Raw genomic sequence first — 22,503 nt, 5'->3', positions numbered from 1 at the left:
CACGTCAAAGCCGGTCGCCTCGAACAAATGCGTTCGCTGGTTCAGCCCATCCCCGCGACCGGATAGCCCCTCACCGACTGCCACGTCCGGCCAGGCCGCTCGCGCGTCGCCTGCGGGCGCGGCTGTCCGCGGGACAGGGTTGTTGAGAATAATTCTCAAATGGGCGCCCCGGCGACCCGATTTCGCCGATGCTCGCCAGGAAATGCCTGTGCGTCAGCCCACCTGGCGCCGACCCCGGGTTCCGGCGCGTCCGCGAAAAACGCCGCAGCGCAAATGTCTCCAAAGGAGACAAGATTGACGTCTTCGCAACCGCCTCGAAAGTAGCTCTTGCCGGAATAGACGAACTTTGAGTCGGAAATCTTAACGGAGAGGGACATGACGACCTCCAGAGGTGGTTGGTGGAGCAATCAATCACGCAAGCTCGGTGAACTGGGTTGATTCCAATTCACGGTTCTTAATGCAGAATCGCTGTCGTCGGGGCCGTGCTTTGCCTATTATCTCGGGATTGAGTTAGCGCAAAGTGGCGCCTGTCGCGGGCCGAAACCCATCGGTGCGAGAGGTTTCCACCATCCGGCGCATAGCAATAGAGATCGCGGCCTGGTTGTCCATGATTTGGCGACAACATTTGAAGACTACGAAACCCAATCACATCGGCTAAAATACTAGCCCGTCTCGCCAGGGTGTCAAGGTCATTCTAGGGTGTGTTATCAATTGTGTTCGTATGGGATTATCGGCCGCCCGCTACTGTTCCAGGGCGCGGATGTCGCGCCACATCAACCTCCGCCGGCTCGATAAAACTCCCGACGCGGGCGATGAATCGGCCCTGGCCTTCGCTCCCGGCGCGCGGTGCTCCGGCGGGATCCAAAGGCCGGGCCAGTACCTTGATCTCGGTATTGTCTGGGTGATTGTGGACGGCGATGATGGTCCCGCCCCAGCGCACCGGTTGCCCGGTGAAGCGCGCCGGGTCGTGCTGGACTTGGGCCAGTTCCACCGTCGATCGGGTGTCGATTCGCTCAGTCGCCTGGGCGGCCTTGATCACGGTTCCGGCCACGGGACATCGTAGGGTGGACAAGCGCAGCGCAGTCCGACTGCGCTAGCGCTTGTCCACCCTACGGCTGGAACGATGATCAAGGCCGCCTGGGCATACCAGGCGGCTCAGCGTTTGAAGGGCTTTGATCGCTTGCACGGGACCGCGAAACGACGTGGTGCGGGCGCATCCTCGCGGGTGTCATCCGCTCGATTACGACAACGACGCAGACGCTAAGGCTGTTCCTTAGTCAAGGGTTTTCAGGCGAGCGTGTCACCTCAAAACGGACTCCCCGTCAGCCATTTCAGCGGCGGTACCAGCAGCATTTGCAAGAGCACCAGACCGATCATGACCAGCATGGGCGAGAGGTCGATGCCGCTGATCGGCGGCAGTGCGCGTTGGGCCGGGCGCATGATGGGGTCAGTCAGCCGAGATAGGAGTGCGACGCCCGGATTGTAGGTGCCGGGGTTCACCCAACTCAGAATGACACGGATGAACACCGCGAACAGGAAGATGTTGATAATCAACTCGACCAGCGCCGGCACCGACCAGAGCAGCGCCCCGATGGGGAAGGCGCTGAAGCCCAGCAGTGCCGCCAGCAGGGCCAGTTCCGCGGTCTTGAGCAGCCAGGCGAGCACGATGGAGGCGGTATCCATCCCGGCGAGGCTCGGGATCACCTGACGCAGTGGCCGCAAGACCGGCGAGGTGACCTTGACGATGAACTGCGAGAGCGGGTTGTAGAAGTCCGCCCGTGCCCATTGCAACAGGAAGCGGATCATGACGATCGCGATGTAGAGCCCGAACAGGGTCTGGATCAGAAAGACCAGGGGGTTGGTCAGATAGGAACCGCTCATGATTGCTCCATCAGCGTCTTGGAGATCTCGACCGCGCGTTCACGGGCGGCATGCGCGGCGCGGCCCACCAGTTCGCTCAGCCCCGCCTCGGTGAATACCGCCAGGGCGCGTTCGGTCGTGCCGCCGGGGGAGGTGACCTGCGCGCGCAGTTGGGCCGGCGGCGCGTCACTCTCCACCGCCATGCGGGCGGCCCCCAGCGCGGTCTGGATGGTCAGCAGGCGGGCGGTCTCGGCGTCCAGTCCGAGGTCGATTCCGGCCTGTTCCAGCGCCTCCATGAGTAAGAAGAAATAGGCCGGGCCGCTGCCGGAGATGGCGGTAACCGCGTCGATCTGGGCCTCATCCTCGACCCAGCGGGTAAGTCCGGCCGCGCGCAGGATGGTCTCGGCCCGATTGCGTCCGTCATCGCCGACCTCGGGGCTGGCGTGCAGCCCGATGGCCCCGGTCTGAACCATGGCCGGGGTGTTGGGCATCGAGCGGACCACCGGCACCGGCGAGCCCAGCCACCGTTGGATCGCCGCTTCCGGCACCCCGGCCATGATCGAAATCACCAGGGGTCCGAGCTGGCACACCAGATTGCCGATTTCCCGACACACGGCCGGCGCCAGTTGCGGCTTGACGCACAGAACCAGGGTGGTGGCCCCGGCGAGGGCTTCGCGATTGTCCGCGACGGTGCGCACGCCAAAGCGCGCGCGCAGGTCCTCGCGTCGCGTCGCGTCCGGCTCGGCGACGCAGAGGGCAGCGGGGGGATAGCCGTCGGCGATCAGGCCCGCGATCAGGCTGCTCGCCATGTTGCCGCCGCCGATGAAGGCGATGCTGGGTTTGCTCGTTGGCATAGCTGGATAAAAAACCGACTTGGGACAAGTTCAGGATCGAGGGCTGTCCACGGCGCGGTGCGTTATGTCCGACGCGACGGCCGTCCAGCGACCTCAGGGGTTGCTGCTATTATAGGGGCGCGCCCCGAATACCGCCGTGCCGATCCGCACCAGGGTGGCCCCTTCCAGGATCGCCGCCTCCAGATCGTCGGACATCCCCATCGACAGGCAGGCCAGCGGCTGATCCGGCGTGGCGAGCCGATCGCGCAGCAGCCGCAGCGCGCGCAGCGGTTCGCGCTGTTCGCGCGGGTCGGCGCAGGGGGCCGGCAGCGTCATGAGCCCCATCACGCGCAGCCCCGGCAGTCCGGCGCAGGCCGCGAGCAGATCGGACGCGGCGTCCGGTGCCACGCCGCCCTTGCTCGCTTCGCCGCTCAGGTTCACCTGGATGCAGACCTTGAGCGGTGCGCGGTCGATGGGCCGGTGTTCACTCAGGCGTCGCGCATGTCCGCGATCCGCCAGCCCGTGCACCCAGTCGAACCCGGCGGCGAGCTGGCGCGTCTTGTTGGCCTGGACCCGACCGATGAAGTGCCATTCGATCGGCAGGTCCGTGAGCAGTGCCTGCTTGTCCAGTGCCTCCTGGAGATAGCTTTCGCCGAAGGCGTGCTGACCCTGGACAAAGGCCGCGCGGATGGCGTCGGCGCCTTGCCGTTTGCTCACCGCGATCAGACGCACCGACTCCGGCTCACGGTCGGCGGCCAGGGCCGCCGCCAGGATCCGGGCCTTAACCGCCGCCAGCCGGGAGGCGATGGTGTCGGCGGTCATCTTGGCGTCGCGCTCATCGATCCGGCACCGCGGCCGCCGCCGTGCCGTCCAGCAAGTGCTGCAACTGGCGCAAGGCCTGGCCGCGGTGGCTGAGCCGGTTCTTCACCTCCGGTGCCAACTCGGCGGCGGTGCAGCCGTGGCTTGGGACGATGAAGATCGGGTCATAGCCGAAACCCGCGTCGCCGCGGGGCGCGCGCCCGATGAGTCCCTCCCAGGTGCCCTGGCAAATCAGGGGTGTGGGATCATCGGCATGGCGCAGGTAGACGAGGACGCAGTGATAGCGTGCGGTGCGCTGCGCATCCGGGACTTGCTCCAGGTCCAGCAGGAGCTTGGCCAGGTTGTCGGTGTCCGAGGCGCCTGGTCCGGCGAAGCGGGCGGAGTAGATCCCCGGCGCGCCGTGCAGGGCGTCGACCTCGATCCCCGAGTCGTCGGCCAGCGCTGCCAGGCCGCTGAAGCGGGCGGCGTTACGCGCCTTGAGGATGGCGTTTTCGACGAAGGTGAGGCCGGTTTCCGCGACCTCCGGCACGCCCCGCTCACCCTGGGGAATCACGTGGATGCGCGCGGCGGCCAGCAGTTGGCCGAACTCGCGCACCTTACCGGGGTTGTTGCTGGCCAGCACGATGGACTCGCCGCGGTGGGATTGCGTCATGTCAGAGGCCCAGGGCTTCACGTTGCAGCGCATGAAGCCGGCGAATTCCCGCGGCCCCCAGTTCGAGCAGGGCGTCCAATTGCGCGCGGGTGAAGGGCTCGGCCTCGGCGGTCCCCTGCACCTCGATGAACCGTCCGTCGCCGTCCATCACCAGGTTCAAGTCGGTATCGGCGTTGGAATCCTCGGCGTAGTCCAGATCCAGCACCGGTTGCCCCGCGTAGATACCGACTGAGACCGCGGCCACCTGGGTGCGCAGCGGATCGACGGACAGCGCGCCGTTCGCCCGCAGCCCGCCGAGTGCATCGTAGAGCGCCACCCAGGCGCCGGTGATGGCCGCGGTGCGGGTGCCGCCATCGGCCTGAAGCACATCGCAGTCCAGGGTTACAGTACGCTCACCGAGTTGCGTCAGGTCCACCGCGGCGCGTAGCGAGCGGCCGATCAGACGCTGGATTTCGAGGGTGCGTCCGCCCTGCTTGCCGCGAGCCGCCTCGCGGGGGCTGCGTTCGTGCGTCGCCCGCGGCAACATGCCGTATTCGGCGGTGATCCAGCCCTTACCCTGGCCCTTCAGAAAGGGCGGTACCCGGTCCTCGACGCTGGCGGTGCAGAGCACCCGGGTGGCGCCGAACTCCACCAGCACCGAGCCCTCGGCGTGACTGGTGTAGCCGCGGGTGAAGCGGATCGGGCGCAAGGCGTCCGGTTGACGTGCTGATGGGCGCATGGGGCGGCAGTCTCTTGTGCGGTGGCGGTTATTGCGGCTGGTCTGCCGCATCCTGGGCGGCGTCCTTGAGCCGGTTATTCTGATCCAGTTGCGAGAACTCGGAGTGCGGCAGGTTGCCGACATGGCGCGTCAGGTACGCCAGGAGCTCGGCCGCGTCCTGCGGGCGTTTGGTCGGGTCCATGGCCATCGACCAATCGGCCGCCTCCAACAAAAAAGCAGGATAGCGGTTCTTGAGCTCCACCGTGGCGGGGATCAGCTTGTCCTCCTGATGACGGTCGATGGCCGGGGGCGGCGTACGACCTTCCATGCAGGTGCGGATGCTGGCGCCAACCGCGTAGACATCGGTCCAGGGGCCGACCCGACCGCCGCGATAGTACTGCTCGACCGGCGAATACCCGGCGGTGATCACTTGGCCGCCGCCGGCGCGACCGCGGCTGAGGGGGTGCACGGCACCCAGGTCGAGCAGTAAGGGTTGGTTGCCATGGCGCAGGTGAATATTCCCCGGTTTCACGTCCAGGTGCAGCATCGAGCGCGCGTGCAGCAAGGCCAGGGCGTCCAGGATCGGCATGAACACGTCCAACAGGAACGTGGTGCTCAAGCCGCCCCGGCGTTCCTGGATATAGCTTCCGAGGTTGCGTCCGCGTTCGTTCGGCATCACCAGGTAACCGGTTTGGTTGGCCAGGAAGAAGTCCAGGACGCGCACGATGTTGGGGTGACGCAGCGAGGCCAGCGCCTTCACTTCCTGGAAGAAGAGCTTGCGCCCGCGCTGCAGGTTCTCGGTGTACTGCGGCTCGATGGGCACCACTTGCCGGCGCTGATCCCGGGTGGCGATCTTTTTTGGCATGAACTCCTTGATGACCACTTCGTCCCCGGTCTCCTCGGTCCGCGCCAGATAAATCAAGCTGAACCCGCCCTTGCCGATCGTCTCGAGGATACGATAGCTGCCGAGCAGGGTGTCGTGTGGGAGGCTTTCGCGCGCGGCGGTCATGACGATGAATGCCGATCCTGTCGATACTCTGGGAGGGATCTCTGGGTGTTGACGCTGCGGACGTTCACTTGAGTGCGTTGACGGGTGTGCTCACCTGGGTCGGACGAACGGGTATGATAGCGTTATCCGCGTCCGCAATCTGCGCTGTTGCGTCGAGTCGCCGCGGGCGTCTTCCCCCCGCAACCTGAGGCATCCGGGATGATCAAGAGTATGACCGCTTTCGCGCGGGAGACCCAAGGTGGGCCATTCGGCGAGCTGGCGTGGGAACTGCGTAGTGTCAACCACCGGTTCCTCGAACCCCATATCCGCCTGCCCGAGGAACTGCGCGTCCTGGAAACAGCGGTGCGCGACCGCCTGGCAAAGCGGCTGCAACGCGGCAAGGTGGACTGTACCCTGCGTTACGACCCCGCCATCGGGGTGGTCGGCAGCCTGCGCGTCAACCGCGCTTACGTGGAGCAACTGTTGGCGGCCGGGGATGAGATTTCGTCGCTGATCGGCCGCTCCGCGGAACCCTCGGCGTTCGATCTGCTGCGCTGGCCTGGGGTGATCCAGGAGCAGGAGCGGGATCTGGACCAAGTGACGGATGCCGCCCTGCAGTTGCTGGATCAGGCGCTCACCACGCTCCTGCAAACCCGCGCCCGCGAGGGTGAGCGCCTGGCCGCGCTCCTGCGCGAGCGCTGCGAGCGGCTGCAGGAGTCCGTGGTGCGCGTGCGCGCGCGGCTGCCCCAGGTCATGGCCGGGGTGCGCAAGCGGCTGGCCGACCGCTTCGTGGAGTTGCGCGCTGAACTGGACGCGGGGCGTCTCGAACAGGAACTGGCGCTTGTCGCCGCGCGCCTGGATGTCGACGAAGAATTGGACCGCCTGGAGGCCCATGTCGCCGAGGTCCGGGCCGTCCTGACCCGTGATGAGCCGGTCGGCCGGCGGCTGGATTTTCTCATGCAGGAATTGAATCGGGAGGCGAACACCCTCGGCTCCAAGTCCGCCGACGTGGAAGTGACGCGTGAGGCGGTCGAGATGAAGGTGCTGATCGAGCAACTGCGCGAACAGATCCAGAACCTCGAGTAGGGTGGATAAGCGCAGCGCATCCACCATCGGCCTCGCCGTCGGCACGCGGTCGGCGGCGGCGAACCAAATTTGGAACTGCTGCGATGAACGATGATCGGTTGACGGAGGCGCGCTGATGCACGAAGGTATCCTGTTCATCGTCTCGGCTCCGTCCGGTGCCGGTAAGACCAGCTTGGTCAAGGCCCTACTGGAGCGTGATCCGCACCTGGCCCTGTCGGTTTCGGCCACGACCCGGCCGCCGCGCTCCGGCGAGCGGGATGGGGTGCATTACCACTTCCGCGACCTGCCGACACTGCGTGCCGAGATTGCCGCGGGGGCCTTCCTGGAGTATGCGGAAGTCTACGGCAATCTGTACGGAACCCGTGAGGCGGACGTTCGCCTGGGGCTGCGTCCCGGACGCGGTCTGATCCTGGAGATCGATTGGCAAGGCGCGCGCCAGGTCAGAGCGCGTTTTCCGCAGGCGGTGAGCGTCTTCATACTCCCGCCATCCTGGGCCGAACTTGAGCGCCGCCTCTGCGGCCGGGGCACCGACAGCGAGGCCGTGATCGCCCGTCGGCTGGCCGAGGCGCGTGCCGACATGGCCCATTGGCGCGAGTATGACTACGTGGTCATCAACGATCGCTTCAACGCGGCGCTCGCCGACCTGGCCGCCATCGTTGCCGCCGAGCGGCTGCGGGCCGCGCGGCGGCGGGGGCAGGTGGAGCAGCTGTTTGCCGACTTGCCGCCGGTCTGAGCGTGAGCCCGAAACCGGCTGGGATCGGATCCCCGTCGTTGTTGGTTTTTCGTTTCTCGTTTTTCGTCAGTCGATGCTTGATAAGCGTTAACTAAAAACGAAAAACCGAAAACTAAAGACCGTTCCGTCTATGTTAAGCTAACCGAAAAAGTCGGCTACTGGCCACGTTTGCCTGATGCCGAACACCTTACTTGGAGTAAGAGACACATGGCCCGAATTACCGTTGAGGATTGCCTCAAACACGTGGATAACCGATTCTCCCTGGTCCTGCTCGCCACCAAACGGGCGCGCCAGCTGGCCAACGGGGTCGAACCCACGCTGCCGTGGCAGAAGGACAAGCCGACCGTCATGGCACTGCGCGAGATCGCCGAGGGCCATATCACCAACGAGTTCGTGCAGGCCGCGCAGAAGCACATCGATGAGAGCGCGGCGGCCCTGGAGCAACGCCTGGCGTTGGAACTCGCCGCCGAACTGCGCGAACTGGATACCGATAAGGATTGAAGCGGTTTCCGGCAATCGCCTAAGCCCGCGAGTCCGACTTGAGTGGTCCACCGCGCTATCTGATCAGCGACCTGTGCGCTTACCTGGAGTCGTATCTCCCGCCCGAGCAGGTCAGCGAGGTCTACCGCGCGTATCTGTTTGGGGCCGAAGCCCACGAGGGGCAAAAACGTAAATCAGGGGAGCCTTACATCTACCACCCGCTGGCGGTGGCGCGCACCCTGGGCGAGATGCGCATGGACTACAAGTGCCTGATCGCCGCCCTATTGCACGACGTCATCGAGGATACCCCGGTCTCCAAGGAAGATCTTTCCGCGGGCTTCGACGACGAGATCGCGGAACTGGTCGACGGGGTCAGCAAGCTGTCCCAGATCGATTTCGCGTCCCGTGCCGAGGCGCAGGCCGCCAGCCTGCAAAAGATGCTGCTGGCCATGACCCGCGATATTCGGGTGATTCTGATCAAGCTCGCCGACCGCCTGCACAATATGCGCACCATGGGGGTGATGCGGTCCGAGGCGCGGCGGCGGATTTCCCGTGAGACGCTCGAGATTTTTGCCCCCATCGCCAACCGCCTCGGCATCAACAGCATCCGGGTCGAGTTGGAGGAACTGGGCTTCAGTCACTATTGGCCGTGGCGTCACCTGGTGCTGGAACGGGCGGTGCAGAAGGCTGCCGGCGAGCGGTCCGAACTGCTGGCCACGGTCGAGACGGCACTCAAGCGGCGGCTTGCGCAGGAAGAAATCCCGGGTGAGGTGACCGGGCGCTGTAAGAACCTTTACAGCATCTACCGCAAGATGCGCGATAAGCGGCGGTCTTTCTCCGACCTGGTGGACGTCTTCGGGCTGCGGGTGACCGTGGATCGGGTCGATACCTGTTACCGGGTGCTGGGTCAGGTCCACAACCTCTACAAGCCGGTGCCCGGGCGCTTCAAGGACTATATCGCGATCCCCAAGGCCAACGGTTACCAATCGCTGCACACGGTGCTGTTTGGCCCTCAGGGCGTTCCCATCGAGATTCAGATCCGCACCGCGGCCATGCAGCGCAGCGCCGAATCGGGGATCGCGGCGCACTGGATGTACAAGAGCGGAAGTCAGAGTTCAGCGCCGGCCCTGGCGTTGGCCAACGAGTGGCTCCAGAACCTGCTGGACATGCAGCGCAGTGCCGGCAACTCGGTCGAGTTCCTGGAGCACGTCAAGGTCGACCTGTTCCCGGACGAGGTCTACGTTTTCACGCCCAAGGGCCGTATCCTCACGCTCAAGCGCGGGGCCACGGTCGTGGATTTCGCGTATGCCATCCACTCGGATATCGGCAACACCTGCGTGGCGGCGCGCATCGATCGGCGGATGGCGGCGCTCAACACCCCCCTGCGCAGCGGCCAGACCGTGGAGATCATTACCGCGCCGGGGGCCAAACCCAACCCGTCCTGGCTCAACTTCGTCGTCTCCGGGAAGGCGCGGGCGAGCATTCGCGGCTTCCTCAAGAACCTCAAGCAACTCGAGGCCGAGGCCCTGGGGCGGCGCCTGCTGAACGCGGAGCTGGCCGGTCTGGGAACCGAGGTCGACCGGGTCGATCCGGTCCGCCTGAGTGTCTACCTGGAGGAAGCCGGCCTCCCGGAGATCGCGGCCCTGCTCGCGGAGATCGGACTGGGCAATCGCTCGCCGCTGTTGGTCGCGCGTCGGCTGGCCGGCGGTGACGGGGAGTTGCCCGCGCCCGAGCACGCCCCCGGAGCCGATCTCCACCCCCATCGGCTCGCGATCCGCGGCACCGAGGGCATGGTGGTCACCTTCGCGCGCTGTTGCCGCCCGATCCCAGGCGACCCCATCGCCGCTCTGTTCAGCCCGGGGCGCGGCATCGTGGTCCACCGTCAGGAGTGCCGCAACCTCGGCAGTCTGGAGACCAAGCGGGACAAACGGCTGCAGGTCGAGTGGGCGCCGGAGCCGGACGGCGACTTTCCGGTCGAGATCCGGGTCGAGATCAACAATCGCCGCGGCGCCCTGGCGATGGTCGCCGCCGCCATCGCCGAACAGGGCTCGAACATCGAGAATGTCCAGTCGAAGGATCGGGACGGCATGACCACCGCCCTGGAGTTCCTGGTCGGCGTGCGCAGTCGCCGCCATCTGGCGCGCATCATGCGGCGGCTGCGGCAGATCCCGCTGGTGATCCGGATCGTCCGCGTCAGCCGCTGAGTTCGGCGTTGACGACATCCTTGCGACCGTCCCAGAGGTGCCAGACGAAGGGGCGGCGGTGGAAGCTCTCGCAGTGCTGCTCAAAGAATTCGTCGCGTAGCCAGTCCTCAATGGTCTTCGATTCTGCCCTCGTCGCAGCCAGTAGCGCGAGTTCGTTCAAAGGAGCCGGGGCATCCTGCCCCGGCGTCGGGGGCGGGACGCCCCCGCTCCAAGCAGCAGCGAGCAGCGCACGCCTGGCAGTCAGGCAGACGACAGGTGACTATCGTGCTTTCCAGAGGGGAACTTCGGTCTAACCCATGCAGGTTGGCCCGCAGTACGGCGGCGACGGCCTCGGTGGCGCTCAAGTCCTCCGGGACGCCCCGTCTCTTTTGGGGGGCGGGACGCCCCCACTCCTTTGCAAGAAACGTCCGCTCCACTCACGCTCACGCAAACCCGCCTTCGCCGGATTCCCAGCGATATAGCGTTGCACCGCATTGAGGTGACGCTCGTTGCGTATCAGCCGGTCCCAGTAGTCTTCCTGCCAGACTGAACCGGTACGCCCCAGGGCCTTGTTGATCGCCTTGGCAGTGAAGCTCTTCCAGGATTGCAGGATATCGGGTAGCCGATGCTCGCCCAAAGGACGGAACAGCACATGGACATGGTTGGGCATGACGACCCAGTCGCCCAACTCGTAGCGCTGACTATCGAAAAAGGCCAAGGCATCCGTGACGTTGCGTCGTACTGCCGGCTCACGCAGGATACAGGCGCCGTGACCGGCATCGAGCCAGTCCTCAATGCGTCTGGTGAAGCGCTCGTGGTATTCGCCGGTCGTGGCCGGGTTCCAGGGTTCCGGGTGATGGGCGAGCCAGGCTTGCTTTTCCTCTTGCCAGGCGCGGAGCTTGTCGGCGGGTAGTGAGTCGGCGAGGCGCCAGGTGACGAAGATCCAGGTTTCGCCTTGTTGCCAATGGGGGAGTGAGTTGCTGGTGACTTGGATGTCTGCGTAGGGGTTTACGAAGGGAGGCGGGGCGTCCCGCCCCGCTTCAAAGGGGTAAGGGCGTTCAGCTTCCGCGTAATCCGGGGCGGGATGCCCCGGCTCGTTGATGTATTGCTGGATCTCGTCCAGAACGATGACAGTGCAGGGGAGAAAGGAGCCGGGGCGTCCCGCCCCGGAGGAGTCGGGGGCGGGGACGCCCCCGCTCCAAGGCGCGGCGGGCAATGGCGAGCATCTCGGCGATCCTGATGTCGTCGACCTTGTTCGGGTATTGCGCCCGCAACGCCTGAGCGACGGCCGCGGCGCTTTGCCGGCAGAAGTCACCCGGCCGCGTAGATCTTCCAGTGCGTGCGGTGGGACCGCCAAGGGGCCGGCATTCATCGATGCAGTCATCGGTGTCCGTTATCGCGTTCGACACCGCTCCCCGCCGCATCGCCGCGCCGCAGCGCGCGGGCACGCGCGTGGGCCTCGCTGACCGCCTCACGGACCTGACGGGCGCTCAGCGGCCGGTCCAGCACTTTGAAGGCCCCACCCTGGTTGACGGCCGCCAGCAGCAGGGCCGCGTTCGGGCAATCGGCGATCAGGATGCGGACGACCTTGGGATAGAGTCGCCGCGCCCGTTCCAGAAACGGGACGGCGGTGATGAGCGGCGGACGGTGATCGATCAGGAGTACATGGGCGTCTTCCCGCGCCAGATACTCCCAGGCGGCATCCAGGTCGCCGACCGTATGTGGGCGGCAACCCTGGGTGGCAAGTTCCTGCCGCAGCCAATGGCGCAGGCTTTCATCCGTTTCGACGATCAGCACCTTGCAGGTGCGGGCATCGCGCACGCGCGTCGGCAGTGCCAGCGGAAATCCATCGGTCAGGTGCGCGGCGATGACGTCCGGGGCGGCCGGGCAGCACAGCAGGAAGCCTTGGGCGAAGTCGCACCCGATGCCGGCCAGGAAGTTCAGTTGGCCCTCGGTTTCCACCCCCTCGGCGATGACCTGGATTCCGAGGTTATGGGCCATGGCGATGGTCGCGCGGACAATGGCCGCGTCCCCCGGTTCGCTCACCAGGTGCTGAATGAAGGTCTGGTCGATCTTGAGGTAGTCGACCGGCAGACGCTTCAGATAGCTCAAACTGGAGTAGCCGGTGCCGAAGTCGTCCAGCGCGATGGCGACACCCAGATCGCGCACGCGGTTGAGTTCCTCCAATGCCTGATCCGGATCGCGCAGCAGGATACGCTCCAGCACTTCGATCTCCAGCAGTTCCGGGTCCAGCCCGCCCGCATCGAGGACCACCTTGAGATCACGTGCCAGGGTGCCGGCGGCGATCTGTGGACCGGAGATGTTCACCGAGATACGGACCCGGCGCAGCCGCAGCCACTCCCGCGCCTGCGTGACCGCTTGCTCCAGGACCCAGCGTCCGACCGGATGGACCAGATCGCTGTGCTCGATCGCCTCGATGAAGGCGCCGGGCAGCAGCAGTCCGTCGCGCGGGTGCTGCCAGCGGATCAGGGCCTCCACGGCGGTGATGGCTCCGGTCTTGATGGCGACGATCGGTTGGTAGTGCAGGCGGAACTCGCCGGCGGCCAGCGCGCGGCGTAAGGCCCACTCGACCTCGACGCGCCGCCGTGCGGCCTGGGTCATCTCTGGGCGATAAAAGGCGATGCCGTTGCGCCCGGCCGTCTTGGCACCGTGCAGGGCGGACTCGGCGTTGCGCAGCAAGCTGGTGACACTGTTGCCGTCGCCAGGGAACACCGCCACCCCGAGGCTGGCGGTAATCGCCAGGCCCGGTAAACCGCTCAGGTCCAGCGGCCGGCTGAACAGGGTCTGGGTCGCGCGGGCGGCGAGGGCGGCCGCGTCCAGGCCGGCGTCGATCGGGCGGGCGATCACGAACGTATCGCCGGCCAGGCGGGCGACGATGTCTGCGGGCTGCGCCTCGGCCGTGAGCCGCAGGCCGATAGCGCGCAAGACCGCGTCCCCGGCCAAGTGCCCATGGCTGGCCACCACGTCCGCGAAGCGGTCCAGGTCCATGACCAGCAAGGCCAGCCGCCGTTGTTCGGCGCGCGCCAGTTCCAGGGCATCGGTGAGCTGGATGCGCAGCAGGGTGAGGTTGGCCAGCCCGGTGAGCGGGTCATGATGGCTTAGGAATTCGATCTCCGCGGCGGAACGGCGCGCGACACTCTGGTCGCTGAGGAGCGCCATGTGTTGCAGCACGCGGCCGTCCGCGCCGCGCACCTGATTGATATTGAGCCACCCCGGGTAGATCTCGCCGTTCTTGCGCCGATTCCAGATCTCGCCGCTCCAAGCCTCAGTCAGTGACAGTTGATCCCACAGGGCATGGAAGAAGGCGGCATCATGACGCCCGGAGCCCAATAGGCGCGGATCCTGGCCGATGGCCTCCCGCGGGCTGAAGCCGGTGATGACGGTGAAGGCGGGGTTGACGGCGACGATGCGATTGTCCGCATCGGTAATCAATATCCCTTCACTGGTGCTGTCAAACAGCGTGTTGATGAGGCGTTGCTGCTGTTGCGCGGCCCGTTCCTCGGTGAGGTCGCGGGTGAAGGAGATCAGTGCCTGGCGACCGCGGTAGGGGACGCGGGTGATGGTGACCTCGGTCGGGAAGCAAGACCCATCCGCCCGCTGGTGCTCCCAGGGGCCGCGGAAACTGCCGTGCGCCTCCAGCGCCGCCATGATGTCCTGCCGGCGCTGCGTGGTGGGTACGCCGTCGGGCTGCACGGCGGGGGAGAACTCCGCGGGGTGGCGGTGGCGCAGGGCGGCCGGGTCGGTCAGGCCCAACATCCGCGCGGCCGCCTGATTGGCCAGGGCCTTGCCGGTCTCGAGATCGATCAGCCAGATGCCGTCGCGGCTGGATTCGAAGATCCAGCGATATTTCTCCTCGCTCTCGCGCAGTGCGCGCTCCGCGTCGGTCCGCCGCAGGAACCGGCCGAGTTCGATGGCGACGGCCTCCAGCAATCGATCCTCTTCAGCCGCGAACGGGCGATCCGGACCCGTGGTTCCCTGTTGCGGCGGAGCCGTCAGGTAGGCCAGGCGCAGTGCCCCGCGCTGCGCGGCGCCGACCCGAATCGCGGCGTGCTGCATCCAGGGAGTCACGCGGAAGCCCGGCGTCTCGATCAGGCAGTCATCGACCTCGATCCGCACCCGTGCCAGCGTTGGATGTTGCCAGGCGGGCGGCAGCAGTTCAGTCACCGCGGTCAGTGCCGGCGGCAGGTTGAGATCCGATGCGGCCAGGGTGCGCATGATGCCGTAAAGCGCCTTGAGCTCCTTGACGCGCTGGCCGAGTTGGTAGGTGCGTTCTTCGATGATCGCGCGTGCCGCGCGGTCATCGGTCATGTCATGGACGGTGCCCAGGGTGCGGATGGCGCGCCCGGCTTCATCGGCGCGGTGGACGCCGCGCTCGCGTACCCAGCGTTCGCCGCCGTCGGGTCGGCACACGCGGTGCTCGATGTCGTACGGCTCCAGACGCTCCACAGAGTGCCGATAGGCCCCTACCACCCGCTCCCGGTCGTTCGGATGGACCAGAGCAAGAAAGTCATCGAGGGTTAGCGGGGTGGCGGGCGGCAGCCCGAAGATATGGTAGGCTTCGGTTGACCAGGTGAGCCGGTCGTGCACCAGATCGAGCTCCCAACTCCCCAGATGGGTCAGTGCCTGGGCTTCCAGCAGTCCCTCCTGAGCGCGGCGCAAGTCGCTGATGTCCTTGCCCTGATGGGCGAGCAATCGCTGTAGTAGTCGCTGATAAACGCCCTGGATATCCTTGACCAGGTCATGGCGGGTGAGGATACCGACCAGGCGTCCGCACGCATCTTCGACCACGAGACGCCGCACCCCCAGCGCCTGCATCTGAAGACTGGCCGCATGGGCCGCTTGATCCGGTCGTACGCGGTGCAGCGGCCGCGACATCGCCGCGGCGAGCGGGATCGCTGCCAAGTCCCGACCCGAGCCGATGAGGCCGATGGCGTCGCGCTCGGTCAGGATGCCGACCGCCCGCTCCTGGTCGGCGACGATGATGGAACTGATGCTCCGTTCGGCCATGCACGCGAGCGCCTGCGCAACATGCATGTCCGGCGGCAGGGCCAAGGGATTGCGGGTCATCAGGTCCGCGACGGTGCGTGGCTCCAGGAACTCGTCGACCCCTAAGGCGCGGCTGAAATCGGTTTCGGTGACGACGCCGCACAGCGCGCCTTGCGCATCCACCAGCACCAGATGCCGATAACCGCGCTGGGACATGAGCACATAGCCGTCCACGAAGGACAACCGGGCCGAGGCGGTGAGGAGATCGGGAGACCGGAAGGTCTCCAGCGGGGTGTCCAGGTCGTAATCGCCGCCGGCGACCAGCGTCAACGCATCGCGCTCGGTGAAGATGCCGACCGGTCGACCCGCGCGTACCAGCACCACGGAGCTCAGATGGCGCTCGGTCATCGTGGCGATGGCCAGGTAAAGCGGGTCGTCCGGCGACAGGGTGACAGGTGCCGTGGATTGGCACAAATCGGCCAGGGTCAGGTTCTCGATCATCTTGATTCTGGTTTTTTCGCGGCTGGCGGTGCGTCCAGCCCTATCCTACACGCTCCAATCTTTGAAGCGAGCACGCGCGTTGCGTCGTCGGTGTCCGGCGGTCGGTTGCGGTCATGCGCGCCCGCCGCGCTACGGCCTTGATCGTAATCCTGGCCAACGGCATGCGTAGTCAGGGCTTCCAGCCCTGACGGTGTCAGGCCAGGATGGCCTGACTACGCACCGGCGAACCCAAGCGGCCGGAATCTTGATCGAGGCCGCGTTGCCCCCGCCCGACCTGGGCACCAGGGGTGCGATCAGGGTGGTTCGTGCGGTGGCGGCAGACCAGCGATCCGATGAATAATCCCGCGACCCGTCAAGGGACTTAGACTTTCCCTACATCCTGCTAGGATGCGCACCTGCGCATCCCGGAGGTTTCCCCATATGCCGACCCCCCTCAAGAAGCTGCGTCTGCACGGCTTCAACAATCTGACCAAGACCCTGAGCTTCAACATCTACGACGTCTGCTACGCGGAGTCTGAAGCCCAGCGTGACGCCTACATCGCGTACATCGACGATGCCTACAACGCGGCCCGCCTGACCGCTATCCTGACCGATGTGACCGAGATCATCGGCGCCAACATCCTCAATGTCGCCCGCCAGGACTATGAACCTCAGGGCGCCTCGGTCACCATGCTGATCTCCGAGGAGCCCGTGGCGGCCGAGCAGCTCACCAACTACGCCAAGCCCGGCCCCCTGGCCAAGCCAGTCCTGGTCCCGAACGCCGTGGTTGCCCACCTGGACAAGAGCCACATCACGGTCCACACCTACCCCGAGACCAACCCCGCCACCGGCATCAGCACCTTCCGTGCGGATATCGACGTGTCCACCTGTGGGCGCATCTCGCCGTTGCGTGCGTTGAACTATCTGATCCACTCCTTCGAGTCGGATGTCGTGATCATGGACTATCGGGTGCGCGGCTTCACGCGCGATGTGAAGGGCCGCAAGCATTTCATCGACCACAATATCGCCTCGATCCAGAACTACCTGTCGCAGGACACCCAGGACCGCTACCAGATGGTCGACGTCAACGTCTACCAGGAAAACCTCTTCCACACCAAGATGGTGCTCAAGCATTTCCAGATGGACGACTACCTTTTTTGCATCGAGGAGAAAGACCTGCACGAACCGGACAAGCTGCACATCGAGCGGTTGCTGCGGCGCGAACTCTCCGAGATCTTCTATGGCTGCAATCTGGGGCGCGATCTGGAGTTTGGCGGTTGATGGGTAGGCCGCAAAGGTCTGAATGTCGTTCGGCACCTCAAGGTCGGCACTTGGCGCGCGGGCGGAACGGCGGCCGAAGCGGTACCCCGGATCCCGTCGTCCCGGCAGGATGCCGGGACCCAGTGCCAAGGACGGTAACCCGCAAGCGGCAATCACCCCGAGTGGGACCCTCGTCCTCCCTGGTCCTGGATCCGAGATCCTATCGGACGAACGACTGACCGGAGCAAGCGAATCGCGCGTATCATTTTTGCCGTGTCGGACCGGCGCATGGTTCTGCTGCACGGATTCATCAAGAAATCCCAGAAGACCCCGGCCAGTGACCTCGACCTGGCCAAGCGCCGCAGAGCGGAGCTTGGTCCCTGAACAAGCGGTGCATCAATGAACGAGCACATGGGTAGCAGCCTCGATTCCTTTCTTTTAGAGGAACAACTGCTTGCGCAATCCGAGGCCATCGCCATCAAGCGCGTCATCGCCTTTCGGGTGGAGCAGGAAATGGCGCAACAGCAGTTGACGAAGGCCGATTTGGCGCGGCGCATGGGCACCAGCCGCAGTGCCCTCGATCGGTTATTGGACCCGGACAATACCTCCGTGACCCTGCTGACGCTGGAGAAGGTCGCCAAGGCATTGGGGCGGCATATTCGCATCGAACTGGCGGCCTGAAGGGGTCTTCGCAGAGTTCGTGGATGACCCGGACTATGCCCACGTATTCCGGATGCGCGACCCGCATGGACACGTCTTTCTGGACCATGGTGGCATCTGGCTGCTGGAACTGAGCAAATTCGCCGCCGACGCGGTCGAAACCGAGCAGCAGCGGTGGCTGAAGTTCTTTAAAGAGGCGGAGTGTCTGGATGAGAACGCACTGCCCGCCTGGATGCAGACCCAAGAGATGAGGCGCGCCATGAACACCCTGAAGGCCTTCTCCGAGAAAGAACACGCCTACCATGCCTACCATGCCTACCAGGCGCGGCAGGCAAGACGCGATAGTGATCTTGGCCCATCGTCAATTCCTGGTTCCGCAGAAAACCCGGTCGGTATTCCTGGGTCAGGATGCTTGGTTTGCCGCCTGGTTTCCCGACGGTGCCACAAGATTTCTGTCGTCGTCGCCCATCCGCCAGATCAACTCCACCAGCGGATATTCCCAGGTCTCCACCCTGCAGGTGTCGCGATACGCGCCTTCGCCGTCGTCGCGGCGGCGGCGCATCAGGGCGATGATCCGCGCGGCTTCGACTGCCGGCAGCCGCGGTAGCCACAGGGCCGCGGCGCGCCGGGAGAGGCGTCCGACCGGGGCGTCCTGGCGGTCGCAGAGTAAGATTCTGTCACCGTCCTGACGCAGAGATAAGACATCCCCGGTCGTCAGCGCGGCGAGCCGGGTGTGGAGGGGGTCGGCGGCCGGCTGGCGGCCGGCATAGCCCAAGTCGATGTCGGCGGGGCTGAGCAGTGTGTAGCGGCGCTGGATCAGCGCGGCGGCCGGAGCGGTGATGTCCACCGGCGACCGCAGCAGCCAGTCGCCCTCGAACGCTCTTCCGGATCTTCGCGGCCGGCGCCGCCGCCGGGTCCATCGGCGCTGCTCAAGGTTCCGAGTAAATTAACGACAGCAGCGTCCGCGCCCGACTCATTCCAACATAGTGTTCCGTGCCTGGGCTTGGATCAGTCAGCGGATCGGCCAGGTCGATGACGACTACCGCCTCGTTTTCGAGTCCCTTAAAGTGAGCGATCTCGGCAAAGCTGATGCCTGGTGGAGGAAAATGGCGCATCGAATATTCATCGAGCACCAGAATTGGTGAATTCGGCCCCGCCGGTAACAAGGCGGCTGCTGAATCGGGAAACGGCCGCGGCGACAGGATGCTGATTGCGTCCGGCTGCAAGCCGCCGTGATTGATAAGGCGCTCAAGCTCTACTTGAAGAATCCGGGCGGCCTCCGGTTTAGATTTGACGCGACAGAGTCGGACTTGCGGTCCATTCCCCGTGCCGCGCACACCCATGTCCGCCCCTAGCGATGCCTGGACCAGTTCCAGAATCTGCCGCGTGTTTCGGCAGTTGGTCTTCAACGGCACCAGGACTGGGCCATAGCTTGTCAGGCGGTCAAGGGCGTCCGGGTGCGGCGAGTCGACGTACCCTGCCTGGTTGTTGATGTCGTGAAAAAAGCACCAGCGGCCCCGCTCCAAGCCGCCGACGAGAATGCCGTCGAGTCGATCCAGGGTCACCAAATTCAGGAGGTCCTGGCCCTCATCGACGATTAATGCGTCGAAGCGGTCGATCGCCAACCGGCGGGCTGCCAGCGGCGCCGCATCAGCAATGGAGACCGCAATTCCGGGGATCGCAAAACGTGTAGCTAGCCAGTGCCGGAGCCACGCAGAGCGGCATGTCAGCAGAACCTTGAGTCCCATTGCCGCCCAACGTCGGGCAAGCTCAAGTGCCAGGAAGGTCTTGCCAGTCCCCGCGCCTCCGGAGCAGAGGAGCCGCGGATTGGCCTCGGCGACATCGACCATCCACATCTGGTCTTCGGTGAGGGACACGACCTGGCGCTCGACCTCTTCCACGTGCACATGTAACGGAACTGCGACATCGAACTCCGGACGCAGAAAGCGCTTCACCGCAGCAAGTGCGTCGTCGTCTGGCTCCCGGCGTTGCCGCGGGTCCTTGCGCCGCCAATACGCGAAGAGTCCGCTCAACCAGCGCTCGAGGTTGCGGGAGGTCCGCATATCCGCCAACATCTCGGGATCCCACTCCGTCCCAGCGATCATCCAGTCGCAGTCTGGAAAAACAACTGCGTAACCAATGGTGAACTGTGACCAGATCGACTCCGGGAATCTGTTCTGGAGTTTGCTCATCAGCCCGTGCAGGGCGGACTGGGCCTGTCTGAAGGGGCCTTCCGGCGATGTATGTCCCTGCCCTGCGCGATCTGTGTATTCCCAGAAGCCATTGTGGCAGGCGACGCCGCCGCCCTTGACCTCCAGGACGAAGATCCCGGGTCGACCGACGATCAGGAAGTCGATCTCCCCGAAACGCTTGTAGGCATGGTGCGTCAGGTTGAGCGAATGGAAGGCCATCAGTTGGAGTTTGTCGTCTTGGCGGTAGGCGGCCTTGAGTCGATCGAATACACGCAGTTCGGCGCTGCTATGGGTCCGGTGGGGCGTCGGCGGAATCATCTGCATCGCAAGGACCTAATGCCGCCCGAGCGCTGCACGGACTTGAGCATCCAGCTTCACCGGTATCGCCGCCGCGGTTAGCCGTATGAAGAGTCTTTCCTGGTCGATCTCGGTTGTCACGGCCTTGACCTCGCCATCGAGCAGGAGATGCGCGCCGCGGCCGTCGATCTGGAGTCGGTAGTCGCCTTTGCCGAGGCTGATGCGCGTGTGCATGACATCTCCCCAGCCCATATGTCGGGCGAGCGTGGTGGCGGCCGCTTGTTGGGGCGGAGTCCAGGCGCGCTCAGCGGGTCCAAGCAGTTCCCGCAGTGGCTGGATACGGGCGGGCGCCGGTCCGAGATCCAGTTCGGTCTGCCGGTTAAGCTGTGCCAAGGCCGCCATGCGGTGGGAGGCGGCCTCGCGCAGCCCCGGATGAGCCCGCACCTTCGCGGGCAGGCCCATCCAGCCGGAGCGGGCGCCGAACAAGACTGCGGCGACCACGAAGTCCATGTCGGTCAGCAGTGCCTGAGAAAAGTCGACTAGTTCCTGGCAATCCTCACGCAGGAAAAACAAAACGAGCCCGCGCGAAAAGGGTTTGGTATGTCGGTTCAGCAGATCCGAAACCGTGTCGCTGCCGAGGCCAATAATGCCACGCAGGTCGCCGGCTAGCCGCTCCAGCGCCGCCTGCCACTTGTCCTCAGCGAGGTTCTTTCCTGTCGCTGCCAGGATGTCCAAAACGGCCTGGTGTGGGTCCAGGGTCAAGTTCCCAGAGGCGGGATCGGCGTCTGACCGTTCTTTGGTTTGCACGATCCCTTGCAGTATCTCCCGGAGCAGCCTGCCCTGAATATCTTGCGCCGGTTCCGGCCCTGCCGGGGAGGCCCAGCGGTGCAGCGCACCGAGCAGCGGGTCTTGGGCAGGATCGACGCTGCCGACTGGTTCGGCGGGTGATGGGTCGGCCAGGAGACGCGCGGCATCGACCAGGTTATCGCCGCGATTGCCCAAGGCGAACAGCAGTCCGATGGCGGCACCGACGGCAGCAATGTCATGGGTCGGCGCGTCCTGCTGCGGCAGCAACTCAGGCGCTGGCGGCCATAAACCGGGCGCCCCGCCGGAAAACAGCCTGGGCTTTACCTGGCGCTTGTGCGCAGTCAGCGGTACGTTCGCATAGTCCGCAGCCTCGTCCTCGGTCGCGACACGATCGTCCTTCGACGCAAACAGGATGGCCTGAATCCAAGTGGCCGGGAGCGGCGCGGGCACGAAGAGAACTTGTTCTCGTCCGCTGAGTCCATCCGGAAACAGGAGTGGGTGGATGTTGCCGTCTGGACCCAGGATTCGGACGGGACCCGTGAGCTGACTGAGGTCGAGCGCCGCCACGACCCGCCGGAGATGATCGGCTTCACTCACCGCCAAGTCCAGTGCCGGGCGAGGAATTACGTCGGCAAACAACGGAATCCACCCCGGGTAGGTGGATAGGGCATCCAGGTAGTATTTTCGGCCGAACCCCTGGGGACCCGTTACCAGGCCGGCGGCCAGCATGTACATGAGGTTGAGCTGATTCGTCGGCAGGTGCCAAAGCAGGCGCCGACCAGCCAATGCGGCCCCTGTTGTCAGCAGCGGGGACAGGTTGAACAGGTCATCTTCAATGTCGCTCATGATCATCTCCAGCGTCGCAGAATGGCCTGGTCCGTCGGCAGAATGACCTCAACCGGACAAGGTCGGTCGGCCTGACGCAGCAGTACCACCTGCTCTCGGGCGCGCGAGACCATGACATAGAAACGACGTTTCATGTCATCCAACTGGTTTTGGTCCTCTGGTCGGCAGCGGTAGCAGTGAATGTCGGCGAGCATCACAACATCGAACTCCAGGCCCTTTGCGGATTGGGCATTGATGACGAAGACACCGCCTGCCGAGAAGCGCAGGTCGCCCTGCGCCTCGCCCGAGGCGTAGGTGACAATACGGGGATGGCCATGGTCCAGTACGAGAGGACTGCTGCGCAGTTGATTGAGCCAGCGGACGCGCGTGTCGTTATCCGGCGTGATAATGCCGAACTATAGTGGACCCCATGTCCAGGACAGTTTTCCCCCGAATTTAAGTTGTCGTGCCGACGTTCATCGCAGCGGTTTGGCGCTGCCCCAGCCACCGCGGAGCGGTCGTTAAGACGGCATCCGCGCAGCGATTAAGAAAAGATCTGTTGCTGTTGCGCCGCAGGCGTTCTCAGCCAGCTCCGGCGGCCGTGCGGCGCAGTGTGGGCAAAGGGTGAATGAGTGTGGGCAAGG

General features: G+C 65.0%; 21 protein-coding genes and 1 pseudogene. 8 read left to right on the top strand and 14 right to left on the bottom strand.

Going from position 1 to position 22,503, the window contains the following annotated elements; genetic code table 11:
* Positions 1-727 precede the first annotated feature (727 nt).
* The 7 genes from A39O_RS37290 to A39O_RS35760 all read right to left on the bottom strand — a co-directional run bounded on the left by A39O_RS37290 (position 728) and on the right by A39O_RS35760 (position 5,870).
* On the bottom strand, positions 728-1,051 hold the full coding sequence (locus A39O_RS37290; RefSeq protein WP_020508242.1) for a Slp family lipoprotein: 324 nt from the start codon (positions 1,049-1,051) through the stop codon (positions 728-730).
* A gap of 254 nt (positions 1,052-1,305) precedes the next feature.
* A complete protein-coding gene (locus A39O_RS0129460) occupies positions 1,306-1,881 on the bottom strand; it encodes a YggT family protein (RefSeq protein ID WP_020508241.1) in 576 nt (191 codons plus the stop codon).
* Positions 1,878-2,714 carry a pyrroline-5-carboxylate reductase gene (gene proC, locus A39O_RS0129455; protein WP_020508240.1) on the bottom strand — a complete coding sequence of 279 codons (837 nt, stop codon included), beginning with the start codon at positions 2,712-2,714 and terminating at the stop codon, positions 1,878-1,880. Before proC ends, A39O_RS0129460 begins: the two co-directional genes overlap by 4 nt.
* Positions 2,715-2,807: 93 nt before the next feature.
* Entirely contained in the window at positions 2,808-3,515 is a 708-nt protein-coding gene (locus A39O_RS0129450) for a YggS family pyridoxal phosphate-dependent enzyme (RefSeq protein WP_020508239.1), read from the bottom strand.
* A 13-nt stretch (positions 3,516-3,528) separates the two neighbouring features.
* Positions 3,529-4,164: an RdgB/HAM1 family non-canonical purine NTP pyrophosphatase gene (gene rdgB / locus A39O_RS0129445; RefSeq protein WP_040529109.1), complete on the bottom strand. Its 636-nt coding sequence runs from the start codon at positions 4,162-4,164 to the stop codon at positions 3,529-3,531.
* Position 4,165: 1 nt separating this feature from the next.
* On the bottom strand, positions 4,166-4,882 hold the full coding sequence (rph, locus tag A39O_RS0129440) for a ribonuclease PH (RefSeq protein WP_026199840.1): 717 nt from the start codon (positions 4,880-4,882) through the stop codon (positions 4,166-4,168).
* A gap of 28 nt (positions 4,883-4,910) precedes the next feature.
* Complete coding sequence (locus A39O_RS35760) at positions 4,911-5,870, bottom strand: serine/threonine protein kinase (RefSeq protein ID WP_020508236.1); 960 nt, start codon at positions 5,868-5,870, stop codon at positions 4,911-4,913.
* Between the two features lie 198 nt (positions 5,871-6,068).
* Here A39O_RS35760 and A39O_RS0129430 point away from each other — a divergent pair, with 198 nt between their 5' ends.
* The 4 genes from A39O_RS0129430 (at position 6,069) to A39O_RS0129415 (ending at position 10,352) form a co-directional block, all read left to right on the top strand.
* A complete protein-coding gene (locus A39O_RS0129430; protein WP_026199839.1) occupies positions 6,069-6,935 on the top strand; it encodes a YicC/YloC family endoribonuclease in 867 nt (288 codons plus the stop codon).
* Positions 6,936-7,050: 115 nt separating this feature from the next.
* Positions 7,051-7,668 carry a guanylate kinase gene (gene gmk / locus A39O_RS0129425; RefSeq protein ID WP_020508234.1) on the top strand — a complete coding sequence of 206 codons (618 nt, stop codon included), beginning with the start codon at positions 7,051-7,053 and terminating at the stop codon, positions 7,666-7,668.
* Between the two features lie 207 nt (positions 7,669-7,875).
* Positions 7,876-8,169, top strand: a complete 294-nt coding sequence (gene rpoZ / locus A39O_RS0129420) for a DNA-directed RNA polymerase subunit omega (RefSeq protein WP_020508233.1) — start codon at positions 7,876-7,878, stop codon at positions 8,167-8,169.
* 38 nt (positions 8,170-8,207) lie between these two features.
* A complete protein-coding gene (locus A39O_RS0129415; RefSeq protein ID WP_020508232.1) occupies positions 8,208-10,352 on the top strand; it encodes a RelA/SpoT family protein in 2,145 nt (714 codons plus the stop codon).
* Here A39O_RS0129415 and A39O_RS42415 read toward each other — a convergent pair.
* The 3 genes from A39O_RS42415 to A39O_RS37285 form a co-directional block, all read right to left on the bottom strand.
* The gene (locus A39O_RS42415) at positions 10,342-10,512 is read right to left on the bottom strand and encodes a hypothetical protein (RefSeq protein WP_020508231.1); all 171 of its coding nucleotides are present in this window, start codon (positions 10,510-10,512) and stop codon (positions 10,342-10,344) included. The genes A39O_RS0129415 and A39O_RS42415 overlap by 11 nt on opposite strands.
* A 180-nt stretch (positions 10,513-10,692) precedes the next feature.
* Positions 10,693-11,547 (bottom strand): transposase, encoded by an 855-nt coding sequence (locus tag A39O_RS0129405; protein WP_020508230.1) that lies wholly within the window; start codon positions 11,545-11,547, stop codon positions 10,693-10,695.
* Between the two features lie 164 nt (positions 11,548-11,711).
* The gene (locus tag A39O_RS37285; RefSeq protein ID WP_020508229.1) at positions 11,712-15,839 is read right to left on the bottom strand and encodes an EAL domain-containing protein; all 4,128 of its coding nucleotides are present in this window, start codon (positions 15,837-15,839) and stop codon (positions 11,712-11,714) included.
* A 420-nt stretch (positions 15,840-16,259) separates the two neighbouring features.
* On the opposite strand from A39O_RS37285, the gene speD reads away from it, so the two are divergent.
* The 4 genes and pseudogenes from speD to A39O_RS39670 all read left to right on the top strand — a co-directional run.
* Complete coding sequence (gene speD / locus A39O_RS0129395) at positions 16,260-17,099, top strand: adenosylmethionine decarboxylase (RefSeq protein ID WP_020508228.1); 840 nt, start codon at positions 16,260-16,262, stop codon at positions 17,097-17,099.
* A 189-nt stretch (positions 17,100-17,288) separates the two neighbouring features.
* The gene (locus A39O_RS43330; RefSeq protein WP_083924974.1) at positions 17,289-17,462 is read left to right on the top strand and encodes a type II toxin-antitoxin system RelE/ParE family toxin; all 174 of its coding nucleotides are present in this window, start codon (positions 17,289-17,291) and stop codon (positions 17,460-17,462) included.
* A 15-nt stretch (positions 17,463-17,477) separates the two neighbouring features.
* Positions 17,478-17,759, top strand: a complete 282-nt coding sequence (locus A39O_RS0129385; RefSeq protein ID WP_020508226.1) for a helix-turn-helix domain-containing protein — start codon at positions 17,478-17,480, stop codon at positions 17,757-17,759.
* 22 nt (positions 17,760-17,781) lie between these two features.
* A pseudogene (locus A39O_RS39670) lies at positions 17,782-18,060 on the top strand (PD-(D/E)XK nuclease family transposase); the annotation flags it as partial.
* Between the two features lie 81 nt (positions 18,061-18,141).
* Here A39O_RS39670 and A39O_RS43885 read toward each other — a convergent pair.
* The 4 genes from A39O_RS43885 to A39O_RS43040 all read right to left on the bottom strand — a co-directional run bounded on the left by A39O_RS43885 (position 18,142) and on the right by A39O_RS43040 (position 22,146).
* Positions 18,142-18,585, bottom strand: coding sequence for a hypothetical protein (locus A39O_RS43885; protein ID WP_020508225.1), 444 nt, complete (start codon positions 18,583-18,585; stop codon positions 18,142-18,144).
* 82 nt (positions 18,586-18,667) lie between these two features.
* Positions 18,668-20,254: a nuclease-related domain-containing DEAD/DEAH box helicase gene (locus tag A39O_RS0129375; protein ID WP_020508224.1), complete on the bottom strand. Its 1,587-nt coding sequence runs from the start codon at positions 20,252-20,254 to the stop codon at positions 18,668-18,670.
* 9 nt (positions 20,255-20,263) lie between these two features.
* Positions 20,264-21,880, bottom strand: coding sequence for a hypothetical protein (locus A39O_RS0129370; protein WP_157640517.1), 1,617 nt, complete (start codon positions 21,878-21,880; stop codon positions 20,264-20,266).
* Between the two features lie 2 nt (positions 21,881-21,882).
* Entirely contained in the window at positions 21,883-22,146 is a 264-nt protein-coding gene (locus tag A39O_RS43040; RefSeq protein ID WP_407635667.1) for an ATP-binding domain-containing protein, read from the bottom strand.
* Positions 22,147-22,503 lie beyond the last annotated feature (357 nt).

Origin of the sequence: Lamprocystis purpurea DSM 4197 (genome assembly GCF_000379525.1) — a bacterium.
GTDB classification, from domain to species: domain Bacteria; phylum Pseudomonadota; class Gammaproteobacteria; order Chromatiales; family Chromatiaceae; genus Thiodictyon; species Thiodictyon purpureum.
Note: the sequence above shows the minus strand (reverse complement) of the source record. Positions and strands in the feature narration are given on the sequence as shown.

What these genes read in the sequence shown, in the direction of transcription:
- A39O_RS0129460 (WP_020508241.1), bottom strand. Translation starts at nt 1,881, where the DNA reads ATGAGCGGTTCCTATCTGACCAACCCCCTGGTCTTTCTGATCCAGACC.
- proC (WP_020508240.1), bottom strand. Translation starts at nt 2,714, where the DNA reads ATGCCAACGAGCAAACCCAGCATCGCCTTCATCGGCGGCGGCAACATG.
- A39O_RS0129450 (WP_020508239.1), bottom strand. Translation starts at nt 3,515, where the DNA reads ATGACCGCCGACACCATCGCCTCCCGGCTGGCGGCGGTTAAGGCCCGG.
- rdgB (WP_040529109.1), bottom strand. Translation starts at nt 4,164, where the DNA reads ATGACGCAATCCCACCGCGGCGAGTCCATCGTGCTGGCCAGCAACAAC.
- rph (WP_026199840.1), bottom strand. Translation starts at nt 4,882, where the DNA reads ATGCGCCCATCAGCACGTCAACCGGACGCCTTGCGCCCGATCCGCTTC.
- A39O_RS35760 (WP_020508236.1), bottom strand. Translation starts at nt 5,870, where the DNA reads ATGACCGCCGCGCGCGAAAGCCTCCCACACGACACCCTGCTCGGCAGC.
- A39O_RS0129430 (WP_026199839.1), top strand. Translation starts at nt 6,069, where the DNA reads ATGATCAAGAGTATGACCGCTTTCGCGCGGGAGACCCAAGGTGGGCCA.
- gmk (WP_020508234.1), top strand. Translation starts at nt 7,051, where the DNA reads ATGCACGAAGGTATCCTGTTCATCGTCTCGGCTCCGTCCGGTGCCGGT.
- rpoZ (WP_020508233.1), top strand. Translation starts at nt 7,876, where the DNA reads ATGGCCCGAATTACCGTTGAGGATTGCCTCAAACACGTGGATAACCGA.
- A39O_RS37285 (WP_020508229.1), bottom strand. Translation starts at nt 15,839, where the DNA reads ATGATCGAGAACCTGACCCTGGCCGATTTGTGCCAATCCACGGCACCT.
- speD (WP_020508228.1), top strand. Translation starts at nt 16,260, where the DNA reads ATGCCGACCCCCCTCAAGAAGCTGCGTCTGCACGGCTTCAACAATCTG.
- A39O_RS0129385 (WP_020508226.1), top strand. Translation starts at nt 17,478, where the DNA reads ATGAACGAGCACATGGGTAGCAGCCTCGATTCCTTTCTTTTAGAGGAA.
- A39O_RS0129375 (WP_020508224.1), bottom strand. Translation starts at nt 20,254, where the DNA reads ATGCAGATGATTCCGCCGACGCCCCACCGGACCCATAGCAGCGCCGAA.
- A39O_RS0129370 (WP_157640517.1), bottom strand. Translation starts at nt 21,880, where the DNA reads ATGAGCGACATTGAAGATGACCTGTTCAACCTGTCCCCGCTGCTGACA.